Source organism: Mycobacterium sp. UM_11 (assembly GCF_001414075.1).
GTDB lineage: Bacteria > Actinomycetota > Actinomycetes > Mycobacteriales > Mycobacteriaceae > Mycobacterium.
The window spans coordinates 1-16,637 of sequence record NZ_LATC01000101.1; the positions used below are offsets into that span (position 1 = coordinate 1).

Annotated in this window: 19 protein-coding genes; 9 read left to right on the forward strand and 10 right to left on the reverse strand. The window is 68.7% G+C overall.

The genetic code is table 11. The features are described 5' to 3' along the window. On the reverse strand, window positions 1–685 hold a 685-nt coding region (locus WU80_RS20275), incomplete at its 3' end, for an oxygenase MpaB family protein (RefSeq protein ID WP_055405820.1). 100 nt (window positions 686–785) lie between these two features. On the opposite strand from WU80_RS20275, the gene WU80_RS20280 reads away from it, so the two are divergent. From WU80_RS20280 to WU80_RS20290, 3 genes are read left to right on the forward strand one after another with little or no spacing between them, the layout of a single operon-like run. Further along, window positions 786–1,379 (forward strand): TetR/AcrR family transcriptional regulator, encoded by a 594-nt coding sequence (locus WU80_RS20280; protein ID WP_055404906.1) that lies wholly within the window; start codon window positions 786–788, stop codon window positions 1,377–1,379. A gap of 41 nt (window positions 1,380–1,420) precedes the next feature. Further along, entirely contained in the window at window positions 1,421–2,815 is a 1,395-nt protein-coding gene (locus WU80_RS20285) for an adenylate/guanylate cyclase domain-containing protein (protein WP_055404907.1), read from the forward strand. A 57-nt stretch (window positions 2,816–2,872) separates the two neighbouring features. Next, window positions 2,873–3,619, forward strand: a complete 747-nt coding sequence (locus WU80_RS20290; RefSeq protein ID WP_055404908.1) for a methyltransferase domain-containing protein — start codon at window positions 2,873–2,875, stop codon at window positions 3,617–3,619. A gap of 12 nt (window positions 3,620–3,631) precedes the next feature. Here WU80_RS20290 and WU80_RS20295 read toward each other — a convergent pair whose 3' ends face one another. The 3 genes from WU80_RS20295 to WU80_RS20305 all read right to left on the reverse strand — a co-directional run bounded on the left by WU80_RS20295 (window position 3,632) and on the right by WU80_RS20305 (window position 5,858). Further along, window positions 3,632–4,438 carry an SDR family oxidoreductase gene (locus tag WU80_RS20295; protein ID WP_055404918.1) on the reverse strand — a complete coding sequence of 269 codons (807 nt, stop codon included), beginning with the start codon at window positions 4,436–4,438 and terminating at the stop codon, window positions 3,632–3,634. Between the two features lies 1 nt (window position 4,439). After that, a complete protein-coding gene (locus tag WU80_RS20300) occupies window positions 4,440–4,913 on the reverse strand; it encodes an SRPBCC family protein (RefSeq protein WP_055404909.1) in 474 nt (157 codons plus the stop codon). 249 nt (window positions 4,914–5,162) lie between these two features. After that, window positions 5,163–5,858, reverse strand: a complete 696-nt coding sequence (locus WU80_RS20305) for an SDR family oxidoreductase (RefSeq protein WP_055404919.1) — start codon at window positions 5,856–5,858, stop codon at window positions 5,163–5,165. Window positions 5,859–5,943: 85 nt separating this feature from the next. Here WU80_RS20305 and WU80_RS20310 point away from each other — a divergent pair, with 85 nt between their 5' ends. Then, entirely contained in the window at window positions 5,944–6,552 is a 609-nt protein-coding gene (locus WU80_RS20310) for a CGNR zinc finger domain-containing protein (RefSeq protein ID WP_231633872.1), read from the forward strand. 9 nt (window positions 6,553–6,561) lie between these two features. On the opposite strand, the gene WU80_RS26180 is transcribed toward WU80_RS20310, so the two are convergent. The 5 genes from WU80_RS26180 to WU80_RS26590 all read right to left on the reverse strand — a co-directional run bounded on the left by WU80_RS26180 (window position 6,562) and on the right by WU80_RS26590 (window position 10,974). Then, window positions 6,562–6,720 carry a hypothetical protein gene (locus tag WU80_RS26180; RefSeq protein ID WP_197281310.1) on the reverse strand — a complete coding sequence of 53 codons (159 nt, stop codon included), beginning with the start codon at window positions 6,718–6,720 and terminating at the stop codon, window positions 6,562–6,564. 132 nt (window positions 6,721–6,852) lie between these two features. Next, window positions 6,853–7,695, reverse strand: a complete 843-nt coding sequence (locus WU80_RS20315) for an SDR family oxidoreductase (protein ID WP_055404910.1) — start codon at window positions 7,693–7,695, stop codon at window positions 6,853–6,855. 13 nt (window positions 7,696–7,708) lie between these two features. Next, window positions 7,709–8,473 carry a DUF2127 domain-containing protein gene (locus tag WU80_RS20320; protein WP_055404911.1) on the reverse strand — a complete coding sequence of 255 codons (765 nt, stop codon included), beginning with the start codon at window positions 8,471–8,473 and terminating at the stop codon, window positions 7,709–7,711. A gap of 45 nt (window positions 8,474–8,518) precedes the next feature. After that, on the reverse strand, window positions 8,519–9,925 hold the full coding sequence (locus WU80_RS20325; RefSeq protein ID WP_055404912.1) for an MmgE/PrpD family protein: 1,407 nt from the start codon (window positions 9,923–9,925) through the stop codon (window positions 8,519–8,521). 92 nt (window positions 9,926–10,017) lie between these two features. Beyond that, window positions 10,018–10,974 (reverse strand): LysR family transcriptional regulator, encoded by a 957-nt coding sequence (locus WU80_RS26590; RefSeq protein ID WP_055404913.1) that lies wholly within the window; start codon window positions 10,972–10,974, stop codon window positions 10,018–10,020. A gap of 130 nt (window positions 10,975–11,104) precedes the next feature. On the opposite strand from WU80_RS26590, the gene WU80_RS20335 reads away from it, so the two are divergent. Continuing rightward, window positions 11,105–11,677 carry a carboxymuconolactone decarboxylase family protein gene (locus tag WU80_RS20335; RefSeq protein ID WP_055404914.1) on the forward strand — a complete coding sequence of 191 codons (573 nt, stop codon included), beginning with the start codon at window positions 11,105–11,107 and terminating at the stop codon, window positions 11,675–11,677. 105 nt (window positions 11,678–11,782) lie between these two features. Here WU80_RS20335 and WU80_RS20340 read toward each other — a convergent pair whose 3' ends face one another. After that, window positions 11,783–12,694 (reverse strand): IclR family transcriptional regulator, encoded by a 912-nt coding sequence (locus WU80_RS20340; RefSeq protein WP_231633873.1) that lies wholly within the window; start codon window positions 12,692–12,694, stop codon window positions 11,783–11,785. 111 nt (window positions 12,695–12,805) lie between these two features. Between WU80_RS20340 and WU80_RS20345 the strand changes: the two genes are divergently transcribed. The 4 genes from WU80_RS20345 to WU80_RS20360 form a co-directional block, all read left to right on the forward strand. Next, complete coding sequence (locus WU80_RS20345; RefSeq protein WP_055404915.1) at window positions 12,806–13,219, forward strand: nuclear transport factor 2 family protein; 414 nt, start codon at window positions 12,806–12,808, stop codon at window positions 13,217–13,219. Then, the gene (locus WU80_RS20350; RefSeq protein WP_055404916.1) at window positions 13,220–14,038 is read left to right on the forward strand and encodes an SDR family NAD(P)-dependent oxidoreductase; all 819 of its coding nucleotides are present in this window, start codon (window positions 13,220–13,222) and stop codon (window positions 14,036–14,038) included. Between the two features lie 266 nt (window positions 14,039–14,304). Then, complete coding sequence (locus tag WU80_RS20355) at window positions 14,305–15,591, forward strand: sodium:proton exchanger (protein ID WP_369808556.1); 1,287 nt, start codon at window positions 14,305–14,307, stop codon at window positions 15,589–15,591. 109 nt (window positions 15,592–15,700) lie between these two features. Beyond that, the coding region (locus WU80_RS20360; RefSeq protein ID WP_156371808.1) for an adenylate/guanylate cyclase domain-containing protein at window positions 15,701–16,637 on the forward strand (937 nt) is incomplete at its 3' end.

Sequence of the window (16,637 nt, forward strand, 5' to 3'; positions counted from 1 at the left end):
CAGATGTGTATAAGAGACAGTTCCAAACCGGCTTCGGCAGCCAGCGCGGGCCGGGGATGCCCTTCCGGATGTAACCGGTGCCGTACAAGACAGTCTTGTGCGGGACGAACCGCTCGAGCATCTCGTCCCAATAGGCGAGGAACTCGTCGTAAGTCTGCGGTTGGGCGCGGTCGCTGACACCGTATAGGCCGTACCACACCTTGCCCTCGTTGAAGATTCGCTCCTTCTCCGCATCCGAGAGGCGGCGGATGAACGTGTCGGTGTTGTAGATGACCTGGTCGACGAAGCTGGCGTGCGCCCAGTAGAACAGTTCGGGGTTGAGCGCGTGGTACCTCGAGCCGTCGGCGATGGTCCCCTTGATCGTCGTGTGGAAGTCGCGGACCTTGCGTCCCCACTCGCGGGGTTCGTCGGAGTAGACGGTCTTCATCAGCGGCGGCGCGGTCCGCTTGGCCCGCCCCAGCGTGTCACTGAAGACCACCGAGTGGTCGAGCACGCCTTGGGCGAGCTGTTCGATGCAGTTCTCCACACCGGCGGTGCGCTGGAATCCGAAGAACTGGGTGCGGTTGTCCCCGTAGAACTTCCAGATCAGCGACTCGGGCCCCAGCCGCGCAACGTCGTCGGTGTCGTCGACCGGCATCGGCAACGCCTCCCGCACGCCGGTGTCGAAGTCCCGCTGCGCTGTCATCCCGACTCCTCGCCCCCGCACCCAAGTTGTGAACCAGAGAAACAAATGCGTATCTTTGTGTCAAATCCGGTGTCGAGATTGCCATGGGGGTCGTCAGGCCATGCGCAGCCACAGCCTTGACGGCAACCTCGCCGAAGCCTCCGAGCTCGAGCGCGCGATTTTGGACACTGCCCGCACCGTCTTCGAGACCTACGGCGTGCGCCGGGCCAACATCGAAGACGTGGCCGCCCGCGCCGGCGTCAGCCGCAGCACCGTGTACCGGCGCTTCCCCACCAAGGACGTCCTGTTCGGGCACGTCGTGCGGCGCGAGGCCGAGGCGTTCTTCACCACGCTGGACCGGGCCACCGCCGGCTGCGACCCGCAGCAGGCCGTCGTCGAGGCGTTCGCGCTCGGCGTCCGCCTGGTCCACGACTCGCCGCTGTACTCGCGGATCGCCGAGAGCGAGCCCGAGTTGCTCGGCATGTTCTCCCGCTCGCAGGCCTTCCCCATCGGCCAGTTCGCCGACGGCATCGCCCACACCCTGCGCCGGTGCGGGTCCGCCATTCCCGACCGCGACCTGGCCAACATCGCCGACATCCTGCTGCGCGTCGCGCTCGGCATCATCGTCTTCCCCACCGACCGGCTCGACACGGCGGATCCCGCGGCCGTCCGGGAGTACGCCGCCCGCTATCTCGTGCCGATCATCCGCCGCTGACCGGTTCCGGCCTGTCGGTGGCCTGCACTAGCCTTGAATGCGTGGCTGGGAGTTCCGCGGCTCCGCGGACCCGGTACGCCACTTGCGGCGAGATCGACATCGCCTACCAGGTCTTCGGCGATGGTCCGATCGACCTGCTCGTGCTGCCGGGCCCGCTGATCCCGATCGACTGCGTCGACCTCGAGCCGTCGATGTACCGCTTTCATCGCCGGCTCGCCTCGTTCTGCCGGGTGATCCGGTTCGACCAGCGCGGCATCGGCCTGTCGTCGCGGGTCCCGTCCGACATGCTGGGCCCGGAGTCGTGGGCACAGGACGCGATCGCGGTGATGAACGCGGTGGGATGCGAGCGGGCGACGATCTTCGCCCCGGGCTTCACCTCGCTGGCCGGGATCGTGCTGGCGGCCGACCATCCCGAGCGGGTGACCAGCCTGGTCATCGCCAACGGCGCGGCCCGCACGCTGCGTGGCCCCGATTACCCGATCGGTGCGGAACTCGCGGACGCGGATCAATTCACGACCGTCGGGATGGAGCCCGACGCCGTCGAGCAGGGCTTCGACATGCTGGGCATCATCGCCCCGTCCGTGGCGGGCGACGACGCGTTCCGCGCGTGGTGGGACATGGCCGGCAACCGGGCCGCGTCACCCAGCATGGCCCGCGCGTTCATCAACAAGGTCAGGGAGGGCGACGTCCGCGACCGGTTGCCCCGCATCGCCGTGCCGACCCTGATCCTGCATCGCGACAACCCCGACTTCAGCCCGGTCGAGCACGCGCACTACCTCGCCGAGCACATCCCCGGCGCGCGCCTCGTCGAGTGCCCCGGCGGGGACACCCTGTACTGGGTCGGCGACACCGCGCCCATGCTCGACGAGATCGAGGAGTTCATCACCGGCGTGCGCGGCGGTTCCGATGCCGAGCGCCTGCTCACCACGATCGTGTTCACCGACATCGTCGGCTCCACCGAGCGGGCCGCGATCCTCGGCGACCACCGCTGGCGCGACCTGCTGGACAACCACGACACCCTGGTGCGCCACGAGCTGCAGCGGTTCGCCGGGCGCGAAGTCAACACGGCCGGAGACGGATTCGTCGCCACGTTCAGCAGCCCGAGCGCCGCGATCGCGTGCGCCGACGCCATCGTCGACGCGGTCCGAGTGCTGGGCATCGAGGTGCGGGTGGGCATCCACGCCGGCGAAGTCGAGGTGCGCGGCAACGACGTCGCCGGCATGGCCGTGCACATCGGCGCGCGGGTCGCCGCGCTCGCCGGCCCCAGCGAAGTGCTGGTGTCCTCCACGCTGCGCGACATCGTCACCGGATCGCGACACCGCTTCGACGATCGCGGCGAGAGCGCGCTCAAGGGCGTGCCCGGCCAGTGGCGGCTGTACTCCCTGGTGCGCGAGCACGCGATCGTCAGGGCGGTGACCAAGCGCGGCTCGGCGTAGGCTGCCGGTGGGCCTCGATTCCGGCCTACAGCTTGGCTTTTCGCCGAAGGAGTACGCATGACCGACGTGCACATCTCGCTGCCGCCCGCCCTGCGGCGAGCGCTGGAACTGCTCGCCGAACCACCGGCGGATCCCGACGTGAGCAAGGGCTACCTCGATCTGTTGGGCGCCGAATCCGCCGAGGCCGACGGCGTCGCGAGGAACACCGGGCCGATCCAGGCGGCGTGGGCGTCACCGATCGGGTCGATGCTCTACGACAACGCCCAGGCCCTGTCGCGGCGGCTGATCAGCGCCTGGCAGACCCCGCTCGAGTGGCTGAACATCCCGCCGGGCGGCATCGCGCTGGACGTCGGATCCGGGCCCGGCAACGTGACCGCGTCGCTGGCACGCGCGGCCGGCCCCGACGGGCTGGCCCTGGGCATCGACATCTCCGAGCCCATGCTCGCGCGCGCCGTCCGCAACGAAGCGGGGCCCCAGGTCGGCTTCATCAAGGCTGACGCGCAACGACTTCCGCTGCGCGACGACACGGTCGACGCGGTCATCTCCACCGCCGTGTTGCAACTGATCCCGCACCCCGCGATAGCGCTCGGCGAGATGGCGCGAGTGCTGCGGCCGGGCGGCAGGCTGGCCGTGATGGTGCCCACCGTCGGCCCGGCCGCGCGGCTGTTCCAGAAGCTGCCGAACGTCGGCGCGCACGTCTTCGACGACGACGAGATCGGCGACATCTTGGAAGACCACGGATTCGTCAGCGTGCGGGTGAAGAACTACGGCACGGTTCAATGGGTGCGCGGCAAGAAGGGCTGAATCAGGCTCGCCTCATTGCTTTTTCATCGCGGGGTGACCCCGCGTCAGCAGCGGCAACAGCAGTTCGGGCGGCGTGACCCGGAACAGGGCCGCCGCCACGCGGTTCACCCGACCCGGAACGACGACCGCCTTGCCGGCCGCCAGCCCGTCGATCCCGGCCTGCGCCACCTGGTCGGCGGGCACCCACATCACCCGCGGCAGGGCGGCCTCGGCTTCCTCCTTGGAGAAGCCGGCCGCCTCCCCAAACCCGGTGTCCACCGGCCCCGGGCACAGCGCCGTCGCGCCGACTCCGGTGCCGCGCAGCTCACCGCGCAGGCTGTGCGTGTAGGACAGCACGAACGCCTTGGCGGCGCCATACGCCGCTTGGCCGGGCAGCGGCCCGAAGCCGGCCACCGACGCCACATTCAGCACGGCGCCTCGACGGCGGTCCACCATGCCCGGCAGGAACCGGCTGCACAGGTCCACGACGGCCGCCACGTCGACCTCGACCAGGTTGACCTCTTGTGCGGGAACGGATTTCGCCACGACGCCCAGGGTGGAGAACCCGGCGTTGTTGACCAGGATGTCGGGCACCAGCCCGAGGGCCGAGATGCGGTCGGGCAGGGCGGCTCGTTCCGTTCGGTCGGACAGGTCGGCCGGTAGGGGGTGCGCTCGCTCGCCCAGCCGCCCGGCGAGCGCCTCGAGTCGGTCGGCGCTGCGGGCGACCAGCACGACGTGGTGGCCGCGCCGGGCGAGGATTTGAGCGAACTGTTCGCCGATGCCCGACGAAGCGCCGGTGATGATGGCCGCGCGGTCGTCGCCCGGTGGGGGGAGGGCCATGTCAGGCTTGCCCTCCCGCATCGGGGGTTTGCGCGACAACCGCGAGCCGGTCGATGGATTCGCGCAACATGTCCGGCGTCGTCGCGCGAGCGCGCTCCATGCGGGTGGCATCGGTCAGCGCCGTCCAGTCGTAGGTGTGGGTCACCGTGGTGAGTTCGGCGTTCACCGGGCTGAGCTCCCAACGCCAGAGGTGACCGGGCGGTTCCTTCCTGGGTTCCGCGGGGCGCCAAGCGATTTTGCTGCCCTCGACGAATTCCACCACGTGGTTCTCGCGCACGGCGCCGTTGGTCAGCGTCGTCTTGAACACGTCGCCTACGCCACGGACGCGTTGTCCGGGGGCCGACGAGGCGAGGTTGTCGTTGCCGTCCCAGCTGGGCTGGCGAGCGGGATCGGCGATCAGCTCGAAGATCCGGGCGGCGTTGGCCGCGATCACGCGGGTGGCGCTCACGATGCGTTCGGCTTCCATGTCGGACATATCGCTATCCAAACACGTCGACCGGCCGCGGCGCCCCGATGGATTGTGACCTTCGACCGAAGGATTGAGGACCTTCGGCCGTCGAAGCGCCGCCGGACCGGTGCGAGCGTGGTGGGTGCCGGGTAACCCGGTGGTCTGCCCGAAGTGCAGCAAGCCCATTTTTGGGCGAGGCCATCCGCAAGGGCCTGATTGACCCACCGTCTTAAGACGGGGATCTGCCTTCGGGCAGACCTTCATGCGTCCGGCAGGTCAGGGCATCCGGGGCAGTGCCTCGACCGGTCCGGACAGCGCGGCCTTGACGTAGCGGGTGTCGTCGTCGGCCAGCACCTCGGCCTCGTCGCGTTCGATGCCGTCCACGATGGCGCGCGCGACCTCACGCGGGTCGTTCTTGGGCGCGTCGAAGCCGGCGGCCATGTCGGTGTCGGTGAAGCTGAGGTGCGCGGCGACGACCAGGGTGCCCTGCTTCTCGAGTTCGATGCGCAGCGAGTTCGTCGTCGACCACAGAGCCGCCTTGGAGTCACCGTAGGCGCCGGAGCCGGGCATCCAGGACAGGATCGAGGCGATGTCGACCAGGGCGCCACCACCGTTGCGGGCCAGGATCGGCGCGAACGCCTTGGCGACCCGAAGCGCACCGAAGTAGTTGGTCTCGAACACCGCGCGCACGTCCTCGATGTCGCTGTCGAGCAGCTTGCGCCCGCTGAGCACGCCCGCGTTGTTGATCACGATCTCGGCGTCCGGCGCCGAGATAGCCAGGGCCGCAACGGACTCCGGCCTGGTCACGTCCAACTCCAGGCTGACCACGCGGGGGTCATCACTGCGCTTCGGCGCCCGCGCCGTCGCGTACACCTTGGCCGCGCCGCGCCGCAAGAACTCGTCCACGATGGCCTTGCCGAGCCCGCGCTGCCCGCCGGTGACCACAACCGTCGACCCCTTGATGTTTACCATGATCCGCACTCCTTGACGTATGTGTAGCGACTTTGATTCTGTCACCGTAGTTGCCGGCGATGACATATGCAAGTATCTTTTAGTTATGTCTATTTCATGGTCTGCGTCACAGCGCTACGGCATAGCCCCGGCGCCGGGCGGGCTGGCCCTGGTGCACGACTTCCTCAACACGAGGGACATCGCGGGATACGGGCCGGACCTGCTCGCCGACCCCACGCTCGCCCGCGACTGGGTGGCGGGCGCGGTGCGCGCCTGGTCGGCCGCGCGCGGCGTGGAGCTGCCCCCGCCCGTGCTGGGCGAGACGGACCTGGCCAGGCTGCGCGCGTTGCGGTCCAGGATCGGCTCACTGGTCGCGGGTGAGCCCGCGAGCGGACGCGATGGCGGCCCGGTTCCCGCATCCCTGCGGATATCCGACGCCGGCGAGGTGCGGCTGGACCCCGCCGGCACCGGCTGGCGTTGGCTCGCCTCGGCGCTGTGGGCCGAGATTCTGCTCAGCCAGCACGCCGATACCTGGCGGCGGCTAAAGCAGTGCCACAACCACCGCTGCGCGTCGACGTTCTACGACCGCTCAAAGAACAACAGCGGGGTGTGGCACGACGTCAAGACGTGCGGCAACGCCGCCAATCTGCGCGCCTCGCGGGCGCGTCGACGGGAACGCGAGCGCGCGACGGGTTCAGCCGATGCGCCGCGGTAGGCGGCGGCGTCAGCAGCGCTCGGCGCCCCGCCGCATGAGGGTCACGCCGGGGCGGGGTGATTCGCTGCGCAGCACCGCGTGCAACGCGTGACAGGCGCGCGCCTTCAGCGGCGTCACCACGGCGAGACGGGGCGGGTGCTGGCTGATCCAAGACGGCAGTGTCGCCACGGTTTCGATCCTTCGTCTGTTCGGCCTGTGCGCCGATCCATTGAATTCCACCGGGGTCGCTTTACGCATGCGCCGCGCCGGGGTTAACGCCACGAAAAGCCGCATTGTGGCGAGGCCCACACCCGACGGGTGTCACGAACGCCTGAAGCGGCGCAGGTAGCCCGGCAACGCGCGCACGGGTAGGGCTTTCGGCCAATCGTCGGCACGGAAATACGCGTCGGTCCCGCCATCGACGAACACGACGCTCCCGCAGAGGAATTCGGCGGAATCGGAGAGCATGAAACACATCCAGTCGGCCATGTGCCGCGCCTCGCCGAAGCCCCCGATCGGGACCGGGAAGGACCGAACGGCTTTGGCCTGCCTTGGATTCGCGAGTTGTTCCTGCAGCAACGGCGTCATGATGGCTCCGGGCGCCAGGGCGTTCAGCCGGACGCCCGAACCCGCCCACTCCGGCAGCACCGCGTGTCGCCGCACCCACCGGCTGACGGCGATTTTCGACGCCGCGTAGATCATCGTCGGCGCGCCCGGTCCGTACGGCCGCACCGACCGCAGGGCCTTGTCAGCGTCGTGTGCGAGCAACGCCTTGACCGCTCGGCGCGGGACGAGGGGCACGGTCGTCGACGAGTTGCTCGCCACGACCACCACTTTCGCGCGTTCAGCCGCGACCAACGCCGGGCGCCAGGCGAGCAGCGGCTCGACGACGCCGAAGTAATTGACCTGGGCGATCTGGCGTATCCGGTCCCGGCCGGGGCTGGGCCCCAGGCCGGCGGCCAGCACGGCGCCGTCGAGTTTGCCGCCCGCGGCCGCCAGAACGCCGTCGGCGGCCCCTTGACGTCCGTGCGGCGTCGACAGGTCGGCGACGATGTCGGCGTCTTTGATGTCGACACCGATCACGGTGTGCCCGTCTGCCCTCAGCCGCCGCGCGGTCTCCTGGCCCATCCCGGAAGCCGATCCGGTGATCGCATAAGTGCCCATCGTTGTTTCCTCGTCAGGCGCTCGCCGCGGCCTTTTCGACGTCGAGAAGCTGTTCGCCCCGGCGTTCCTCGTCGTAGGCCGCGCGGCCGCCACGCAGGCCGAACAGGCGTTTCGAGAACAGCAGGTAGACCACGGCGGCCACGTTGATGGCGAAGGTGACCACCCGGGTCATCGTGATGCCCTTGGCGAGGTCGTGGATTTCCAGAGGCAGGAAGACCGAGGTGGCGATCACCGCGAAGTACTCGCCCCAGCGCTTCAGCAACCACAGGCCGACGGCTTCGATGACCTCGATCAGCGCGTACCCGGCCAGCATCAAGGTGAGCAGGGCCAGCGTGGATGGCTTTGCCGCCAGCGCCTTTTCCAGCTCGTGCACGATCGTCATCTGGTCGACCTTGAACCCGGCCGCGCGGAAGATCGGCAGGTCTCGGTCCAGGGTCGCCTGAATGGCCCCCCGCGCGCCGCGGAACTTCCACACCGCGTACGCGGCGAGCGCGATCACCACCGCCCGGAACAGGCGTTCCACGGCGAGGGTCCGGATGATGATGGCCTGGCGTAAAGCCTTGCCGCGCATGATCATCGGCGCATCCTCGGCGCGTCCCCGGCCGTGCGGCTCGCCCACGGTGAATTCACCGCAGCGCAGGCAGCGCCACACCTCGCCGAGTCCGGTGGTGCCGCTCAACCGGGCGGCGAGGTCCTGTTCCTCGGGCGCATAGGTGGCGTGCCCCGCGATCGCGCAGGTGACCAGCTCCCACCGATTGATGCCACGATCTTTGCGCATGGCCGATCATTCAACGCCCGTGGCGCACCACGCAAGGGGGCGGGGTCAGAAGCGCACCCTGCTGCGCCGACGTTCGGCGCTTGGGCTGACCGCGCCGAGCAACGCGGCGAACTCCGCGACGGGGATCTCGTCCAGGTGATCGACGGCCGCGACGATGTCGTCGCGCAGCGTCTCGCCACAGAACGGCTCGGCCAGCCAACCGAACTTGTCGACGACGCGCTCCCACGTCATGGGCCGGGTGGGCGACCCCTCGTAATCGCTCTGCTCGCGGCTGAATTCCCGCCCGTCACGCATTACCACGTGCACGCGGGCCGCGGTGCGTTGCGGGTAGGCCGCGGTCAGGTCGGGCGCGGGCTTGACGTCGACCCGGGATAGCAAGTCCTGAACGTCGCCGCGCAACAGGCGATCCGACTCGATCTGCGCGGGACCGACGCCCCCGTCCAGCAGCGCCACCGCGCTGAGATATTTCAGGTTGTAGTCGGCCTGCTCCTTGGTCAGCGGGTGATCCTTGGCGCCGTACTCGCCCCCGCCGGCGAAGTCGTAGGCGCCCTGGAAGACCTCGACGGTCACCCGCGCGACGTCCTCTCCGCGCAGGTCGTTTTCGCCGCGGATCGCCAAGACCGCGTCAATGATGGCCTGCCCGTGGATAAGTGAGCAGTACTGCTTGAGGTAGGTCTGCTCCACGCAGGCGAGCGCGCGGTCGTCGGTGTGAAAGTCGATGGGCTGGTCGAAGAGCCGCACCAGGCCGTGCGGGCCTTCGAACAGGGCCTTGGGCCCGGTGACGCCGCGGGCGGCCAACATCGTCGTGTACACCGCGCGCATGCCGGTGATCGCCGGTGAGATGCCTTTCCAGTTCGAGACCGGCTCGGCGTGCACGGCCGCGAGTGACACGTTGTCGGCGGTTGCGGCGGCAATCGCGTTGGCGGTTTGCTCCGCGTCGAGCCCCATCAGTTTGGCCGATCCCGCCGCGACCGACATCGCCAGTTGCAGGGCGTGATTGAGCCCGCGCGCCATCACGGGAACCTGGGCACTGAACCGGCATTGGATCTCGTAGGCGACCGCCAGGGCCAGTAGGAAATCCGCCCCGGTGGCGTTGACGTGCTCGGCCACCGCCAGGATCGCCCCGAAGTTGTCGGCCGGATGGCACAGTCCGCCCACCGTCAGATAGGTGTCGAGCAGGTCCGGGTAGCGCACCAGGACCGCGTTGAAGAACGCCGCCTGATCGACCGAGGCTCGGCCGCCGCCGACGAGCGTCGCGGTGGGGACGCCGCTGAACTGGTCGGTGTGTTCGCGGATCGTGGCGATCAGCTCACCGTCCAGCGAGCCGACGGCGCAGGCGACGCTGTCCAGCACGTTGCGTTTCAGCAAGGCCCGGGGTTGTCCGCTCAGGTCCTCTTGGCGGGCGCCGACGACGAAGCCGGCAAGATCGTCGACAACGTAGTTCTGTGTCATGGGGTTTGGTCCTCCCGTCGTTGCCTCCACTGAAGCGCGGCAACGACACGGGAGTCCAGGACCGATCTCTTACCAGTGCTCGACCGGAGTTCCTACCGCAGTTCGGCGCCCGAGGCGAGGGCGTCGCGGTGCGGGTCGTCGGCAGGAGCCCACCACCGGTCGGTGGGCGGGGCGAGCCAACCGCGGGCGCGCGCCGTCGTCAGCAGCGCGTCCACCAGCCCCCGCACACCGGAACGGTCGTCGTCTTGGCGGTGCAACAACGACCACGTCCACAGGGGTGTCGGCGCGGCGACGGGTCGCTGGCCCAGGCTGGGTGGAATCACCGCGGTATGTCGCTTCGGTGAGGCCAGCACAGGTGCGCCGATCCTGCGCACGTGGGCGTAGAAGGCGTCACCGGTGACGCCGCCGTCGTCGATCCTGACTATCCGCGCACCCGTGTGGGCCGCGAACTCCTCGGCGAACCGATTCCACGACGACCATGCCGACTCGTCGGCGTCGACCAGGACCTTTACCCGTTGCGCGGCAATCGGTTCCGGTGATCCCACGCCGGGAAGCACGGCTTGCAGGGGTTCGGCACGTAGCAGGTATGCCGTCAGTCCGCGCTGCTTGACCTGCTCGGCGGTCACCCACGCCAGCGCGATATCGAGCGTTCCCTCCGCCACGCGGTCGGCCTGCGCGTGCGACGGCAGCACCCATTCGTCGACCCGCAGCGCCACCTCGGGCCCAACCAGGCTGGTGATGTCGTCGGGCAGCCAGCTGACGTAACCCAGCCGCACCGGCGTGCTCTCGGCCGCCGCCAGCTGCAGTCGGTGCTTGGCGTCGTCGGCCAGGGCCAATATCCTCCGCGCGTCCGGCAGCAGGGTGCGTCCGGCTTCGGTCAGCCGGACGCTGCGCCGGTCTCGCGCGAACAGCTCGGCCCCCAACTCGCGTTCGAGGGCGATGATCTGTTGGGAGAGAGCCGGTCCCGAAATGTGTTTCCGCCTGGCGGCTCGACCGAAGTGCAACTCCTCGGCAACCGCCACGAAGTAGCCCAGCTGCCGCAGTTCCATCAGACGAGCTTAAGCGGCCCTACCTGCGGTAGGAAGCGTGACCTAGCACTGGTCGAAAGCCCGTCGTGGACGCGCCGGCATTCGGGGGATTGGCTGGGTTGAAACAACCGCGATCACGTGAGGAGGTCCGGTGCGACTTCCGCTGTTGCCGCCGAGCGGTTTGACCGCCGCGCAGCAAGACCTCTATGCCGACATGCGTGCCGTAATCGACAGCGGCTTCGGCGAACTCGTTGCATACCGCGGCGACGGCGCGCTGATCGGGCCGTTCAACGGTTGGCTGCACTTTCCCCAATTTGGTTCGCCGGCTTGGGCTCTCAACAGGTCGTTATGGGAGCACGCCGTACTGCCCGGCAACGTCCATCAGTTGGTCATTCTGGTCACCGCCGCGAAGTTCGGGGCGCGCTACGAGATCTACGGGCATGAGTATTTCGCACGCCGCGCGGGGCTGTCCGACGACAAGATCGCCACCATCGCCGCCGGTGAGCGCCCCGCCGACCTGACCGACGACGAACGCGTCGCGTACGACATGGCGGCGGCGCTCAACCGCGGCGGTGTCCTGCCCGAGACCACCTATCGAGGGGCCGTTGCGCGGTTCGGCGAGCAAGGCGCCGCCGAGATCGTCTTTCTGGTGGGCTGCTTCTCCATGGTTGCCGTCACGCTCAACGCCTTCGACGCGGGAGTCCCCAGCCGCGAGGAGGCATAGCGCCTCATCCGGCCGGATTACATCGGCTCGTCGGCAGACCTGCGTCGATGAGGCTCGCTGTGCCGCAGGGGTTTTGGTGATGACAACCCGTATCCGTATCACTACCTAGCCGGCGCGATTAACCGCCTTCTGTTGCGATTGCGTGATCGCCGCCGTTTCGGCGGTGAGCTTCTCGCCGATGAGCCGGATCTGCCGCGCGGACAACGGACACAGCGGATGCACGGCCACCATCAGGGCAACGTGTCGTTCATCGAAAACCGGCGCGGCGATGGTCACCACGGGTTGCTTGCGGCGGCCCGGGTTGTCGTCGGACAGGAAACCGATGGTGGTGAACTCGACGAGCAACTGGTCCATGATGTGGCGCACCGGCGTCGGCATCTCGTCGCTGTCCAGCGTGCCGACCAGCTGCGCGGCCTGGGCCAGCGCGGGCGTCGTCCAGTCGACGTCGAAGCCCCGCTCGCGCGTGTGTTGCAACACCTGCTCGAGTCGCCGGGCGCGGTCGGGGTTGGTGCCCGCACCGCGGCGGATCCACGCGCGTTGTTCCTCCTCGTCGTCCCAGGCGGCGAGCGCGACGCCGAACGGCGGGGCGTACGGGATGCGATCGCCCGGGATCCCGGAGGGCTGGGTCGCGGGCTCGCCCTCAACCGCGGTGAGCACCAGCGAATCCCCGAAACGCTCGACCACCGAACACGCGTAGCCGACCTCGCGGGACAGGCGAAGCGCCGAGGCGCGGGCCGCGTGCGCCAACGGCCGGGCGGTGTCGGTTCGCGCCGCGACGACGGCCAGCGCGGGGCCGAGGGTGAACGTCTTGGCGACCGGATCGCGGCTGGCCCACCCCCGGTCGCACAGCGTCTTCAGGATGGCGTGCGCCGTCGCCTGCGTGAGATCGAGCTCCCGAGCGATGTCCGAGAACCGCAGCCGCGCGCTTCCGGACCGGGCCAGCAGCTCGACAACGTCGAGTACCCGGGCAGTGGGGGCAGACGTCGATCCGCGAATGGCTTGACTCCTTCGCCGCACGATTTAGAGTTAGGCGAACATTCGAGATCCTATATCGATTATTCGAGAAAGTAACCCGTTTGCGCGGGGGTGGTGCTGTGAAACGGCCGGCCACCCGAATGGAGACGTCTCGTGAGCGAAAACGACGACCGACAACAAATTTCGGATCTGCTCGTTCGCTACGCGACCGGGATCGACCGGCGTGACTGGCCGCTGTTTCGAACGGTGTTCACCGAGGACTGCGAACTCGACTACGGCGAGATCGGCGCGTGGAGCGGCGTCGACGCCGTCACAGACTTCATGGACAAGACGCATGCCCCGGCGGGCCATACGCTGCACCGGTTGACCAACCAGGTCATCACGGTAAACGGCGATAAGGCGACGGCGCGCACCTACGTCGATGCCCTGATCATGTTCGCCGACAACCAATCCGGCGCCAACGGGATCGGCTATTACGACGACGACATCGTCCGCACCGCCGACGGTTGGCGCATCGCACGGCGACGCTTCACCATCGTGCGCGTGAGCGCAGTAGGGAGCCCGTAGATGGCGTTCGCAACCAAGTACGGGCCGTGGGCGCTGGTGGCCGGCGCCTCGGATGGGGTGGGCGCGGCCTTCGCCCGCGGGCTCGCCGAGCGTGGCGTCAACGTGGTGCTCCTCGCCCGTCGGCAAGCCGTACTCGACGAAGTCGCGGCCGCGATCGAGAAAGACACCTCGGCGGGCACCCGCACCCTCGCCATCGATCTGGCCGCACCCGGCGCGGCGGCGCCGATCGCGGCGGCGACCGCCGACCTGGAGATCGGCATCCTGGTGTACTGCGCGGGCGCCGACCCGAACTTCGAACCGTTCCTGGCCAATCCGATCGAAGTTGCCGAGGCGATGGTTCAGCGCAACTGCGTGGTGCCGATGCAGCTGTGCCACCACTTCGCCGCCGGCATGGTGGAGCGCGGGCGGGGCGGGATCGTGTTGTTCGGCTCCGGCGCCGGCCTGGCCGGTGGGGCGAACATGGTCGCCTACGGCGCGACGAAGGCGTTCGACATGGTCTTCGCCGAGGCGCTGTGGGCCGAGTTGCACGGCAAGGGCGTCGACGTCCTCGGCCTGATCCTGGGCAAGACCGATACGCCCGCCCTGCGGCAGCTCGAACACAGCCGCGGCCAGATCGCTTCGCTCGACGAGGTGCCGCCGGGCGCGGCGGCCGTGCCGGACGTCATCGCGGAGGCGTTCGAGAACCTGGGCAACGGGCCGACCCTGATGGTCGGCGACATGATGCGCGCCGCCGAACAGATGCTGGCGTCGCTCACCCGCAACCAAGCGGTCGAACTGTTCGCACAGGCCGCGGCGGCGGCGATGGGCCCGGACAATTAGGGCGAAGCTGCTCGCTCGCGGCGCGTCGTACTGGGTAGGGGCGGTGTTCGGTCCGGAAGGTTTGCCAAACTTCGAAATCAGGACTGCCTAACTTTCCGATGCTGCGCTTCTGGCCAGCAAAGATGCGTCCGGTTGCGTCCACGCTCGCCTGATCGACGACGTTGCTGGCCACGCGCTCGGCGGGTAGTTTGGGAAGGCGTTAGGCACGGCTAATCCAGCCGGAGTAGCCGTTCCAATTCGCCACCCCTCCCGATCGAAGGATGACGATGCTCGCCAGCGACAGGGCCGCGGTCGCCACCGCGACGGCAGCGCGGTCGCGGCATCGCACCCTGACCCGGTCGGGGGTGATCACCGCCGCGTTTGTCGCCCCCGCGCTGATCATCCGCATCGTCGGACTGCACCCGGACCCGGTCGTTGCCCTGTTGATCTACGGGGCCGCCGTCGTGTCGGCGAGCTTCCTGCTGGCCTGGGCGGCGGAGACCGCGCAGATCGACGTCTCGGGTGGGCTGGCGACCGCGATCCTGGCGTTGATCGCGGTGCTGCCCGAATACGCCGTCGACCTGTACTACGCGTACGTCTCCGGCCACAACGCCGAGTACACGCAATACGCAGCGGCCAACATGACGGGCTCGAACCGGTTGCTGATGGGGCTGGGTTGGCCGGTGGTGGTGTTGGTCAGCATCATGGTGGCCCGCAAGGCCGGCGCCAAGGACAGCAAAGGTTTGGCGCTGCAACCGACCAATCGCGTCGAACTCGGCTTCCTGCTGATCGCCGGGGTCATCGCCTTCGCGATTCCGGCGAGCGGCCAGATCCATTTCGGCCTGGGGCTGGCGCTGCTGGCCTGGTTCGGGTTCTACCTGTACAAGGTCAGCCACGGCGACGTGGAGGAGCCCGATCTGATCGGGACGGCCGCCGCCCTCGGCGAGCTGCCCGATCGCGGGCGGCGCATCGTCGTCGTCGGCCTCTTCCTGGCGTCCGGCGCGGTGATCCTGCTGTCCGCCAAGCCGTTCGCCGACAACTTGGTCGCCGCGGGCACCGAGCTGGGCGTCGACCGTTTCCTGCTGGTCCAGTGGCTGGCCCCGCTCGCGTCCGAGGCCCCGGAGTTCATCGTGGCCACCATCTTCGCCGCCCGGGGCAAGGGCACCGCGGCCATCGCCACCCTGATCTCCTCCAAGGTCAACCAGTGGACGCTGCTGATCGGGTCGCTACCGATCGCCCACCTGCTGGGCGGCGGTGGGTTCTCGCTGCAGCTCGACCCGCGTCAGGTGGAGGAAGTGCTGCTGACCGCCACCCAAACCATGATGGGCGTCGCGCTGCTGTTGGCGCTGCGCTTCCAGCGCGCCGCGGCGTGCACGCTGCTGGGCCTGTTCGTCGTGCAGTTCCCGATCGCCTCGACGCACGGCCGGCTGCTGCTCTGTGCCGTCTACACCGTGGTGGCGGTCGCCGCGCTGATCCGCTACCGCCATCATCTGGCCGCCACCATCAAGGCGCCGTTCGTCGGCACGGCCATCCGGCACAGCGGTCACCCGCACCATCCGGTGCCAGACCCCTAGTCGCGGTGTAGCGCGGCCCTTCCAGCAAAGCGCCGATAGCCGGGTTTCGCACCGCCAAGCCACCTATTGTTAACAGCCGGGGTGGTACGACCTGGATGGGTGGTGCTCGGTGACGACGTCGAACCTGGCTTGCCCGTCATGCGGCGCTCAACTGCGCGCCACCGCCAAGTTCTGCGACGAATGCGGATCGCAGCTCACGGCCAGTCCGGCGGCCGCGGAGTACAAGCAGGTGACCGTGCTGTTCGCCGACGTCGTGCACTCGATGGATATCGCCGCCGCGGTGGGCGCGGAACGGCTCCGCGAGATCATGGGCGAACTCGTCGAGCGCGCGGCGACGGTGGTGCAGAGGTTCGGCGGCAGGGTGGACAAGTTCACCGGCGACGGCATCATGGCGGTGTTCGGTGCGCCGATCGCCTTGGAGGACCACGCTTTTCGCGCCTGTCTGGCAGCCCTGGGGATCCAGGCTGAGGCCGCGCTGGTGGCTGGCGAAGTCGCGCGCAGGGACAAGGTCGAGCTGCAGCTACGGGTGGGCCTGAATTCGGGTCAGGTGATCGCCGGCGAGATCGGATCCGGCGCCCTGGGTTACACGGCCATCGGCGAGCAGGTGGGCATGGCGCAGCGCATGGAGTCGGTGGCGCCGCCGGGCGGGGTGATGCTCAGCGAGTCGACCGCGCGGCTGGTCGACGACGCCGCGACCCTTTCAGATCCGGAGATGGTGTACGTCAAGGGCGCCAAGGACCCGGTCCCCGCTCGCCGCTTGATCGCCGCCACGAGCCAGCACAGCCAGCGCAAAGACCCTCAGTTGGTCGGGCGCACGTGGGAACTCAACACCATCGCCGGCATCCTCGATGAGGCGGTCGGCGGGGCCGGATGCGTCATCGATGTCGTTGGGCCGCCGGGCATCGGCAAGAGCCGTACCGTCCGCGAATCGGCGGCATTGGCGCGAACCCGCGGGATGGATGTCATCACCGTGTACTGCGAGTCCCACACCAGCGACATTCCGTTCCACGCGGTGACGGGGTTGTTGCTGTCTCTTATACACATCT

What these genes read in the sequence shown, in the direction of transcription:
- WU80_RS20280 (WP_055404906.1), top strand. Translation starts at nt 786, where the DNA reads ATGCGCAGCCACAGCCTTGACGGCAACCTCGCCGAAGCCTCCGAGCTC.
- WU80_RS20290 (WP_055404908.1), top strand. Translation starts at nt 2,873, where the DNA reads ATGACCGACGTGCACATCTCGCTGCCGCCCGCCCTGCGGCGAGCGCTG.
- WU80_RS20295 (WP_055404918.1), bottom strand. Translation starts at nt 4,438, where the DNA reads ATGGCCCTCCCCCCACCGGGCGACGACCGCGCGGCCATCATCACCGGC.
- WU80_RS20300 (WP_055404909.1), bottom strand. Translation starts at nt 4,913, where the DNA reads ATGTCCGACATGGAAGCCGAACGCATCGTGAGCGCCACCCGCGTGATC.
- WU80_RS20305 (WP_055404919.1), bottom strand. Translation starts at nt 5,858, where the DNA reads ATGGTAAACATCAAGGGGTCGACGGTTGTGGTCACCGGCGGGCAGCGC.
- WU80_RS20310 (WP_231633872.1), top strand. Translation starts at nt 5,944, where the DNA reads ATGTCTATTTCATGGTCTGCGTCACAGCGCTACGGCATAGCCCCGGCG.
- WU80_RS20315 (WP_055404910.1), bottom strand. Translation starts at nt 7,695, where the DNA reads ATGGGCACTTATGCGATCACCGGATCGGCTTCCGGGATGGGCCAGGAG.
- WU80_RS20320 (WP_055404911.1), bottom strand. Translation starts at nt 8,473, where the DNA reads ATGCGCAAAGATCGTGGCATCAATCGGTGGGAGCTGGTCACCTGCGCG.
- WU80_RS20325 (WP_055404912.1), bottom strand. Translation starts at nt 9,925, where the DNA reads ATGACACAGAACTACGTTGTCGACGATCTTGCCGGCTTCGTCGTCGGC.
- WU80_RS26590 (WP_055404913.1), bottom strand. Translation starts at nt 10,974, where the DNA reads ATGGAACTGCGGCAGCTGGGCTACTTCGTGGCGGTTGCCGAGGAGTTG.
- WU80_RS20350 (WP_055404916.1), top strand. Translation starts at nt 13,220, where the DNA reads ATGGCGTTCGCAACCAAGTACGGGCCGTGGGCGCTGGTGGCCGGCGCC.
- WU80_RS20355 (WP_369808556.1), top strand. Translation starts at nt 14,305, where the DNA reads ATGCTCGCCAGCGACAGGGCCGCGGTCGCCACCGCGACGGCAGCGCGG.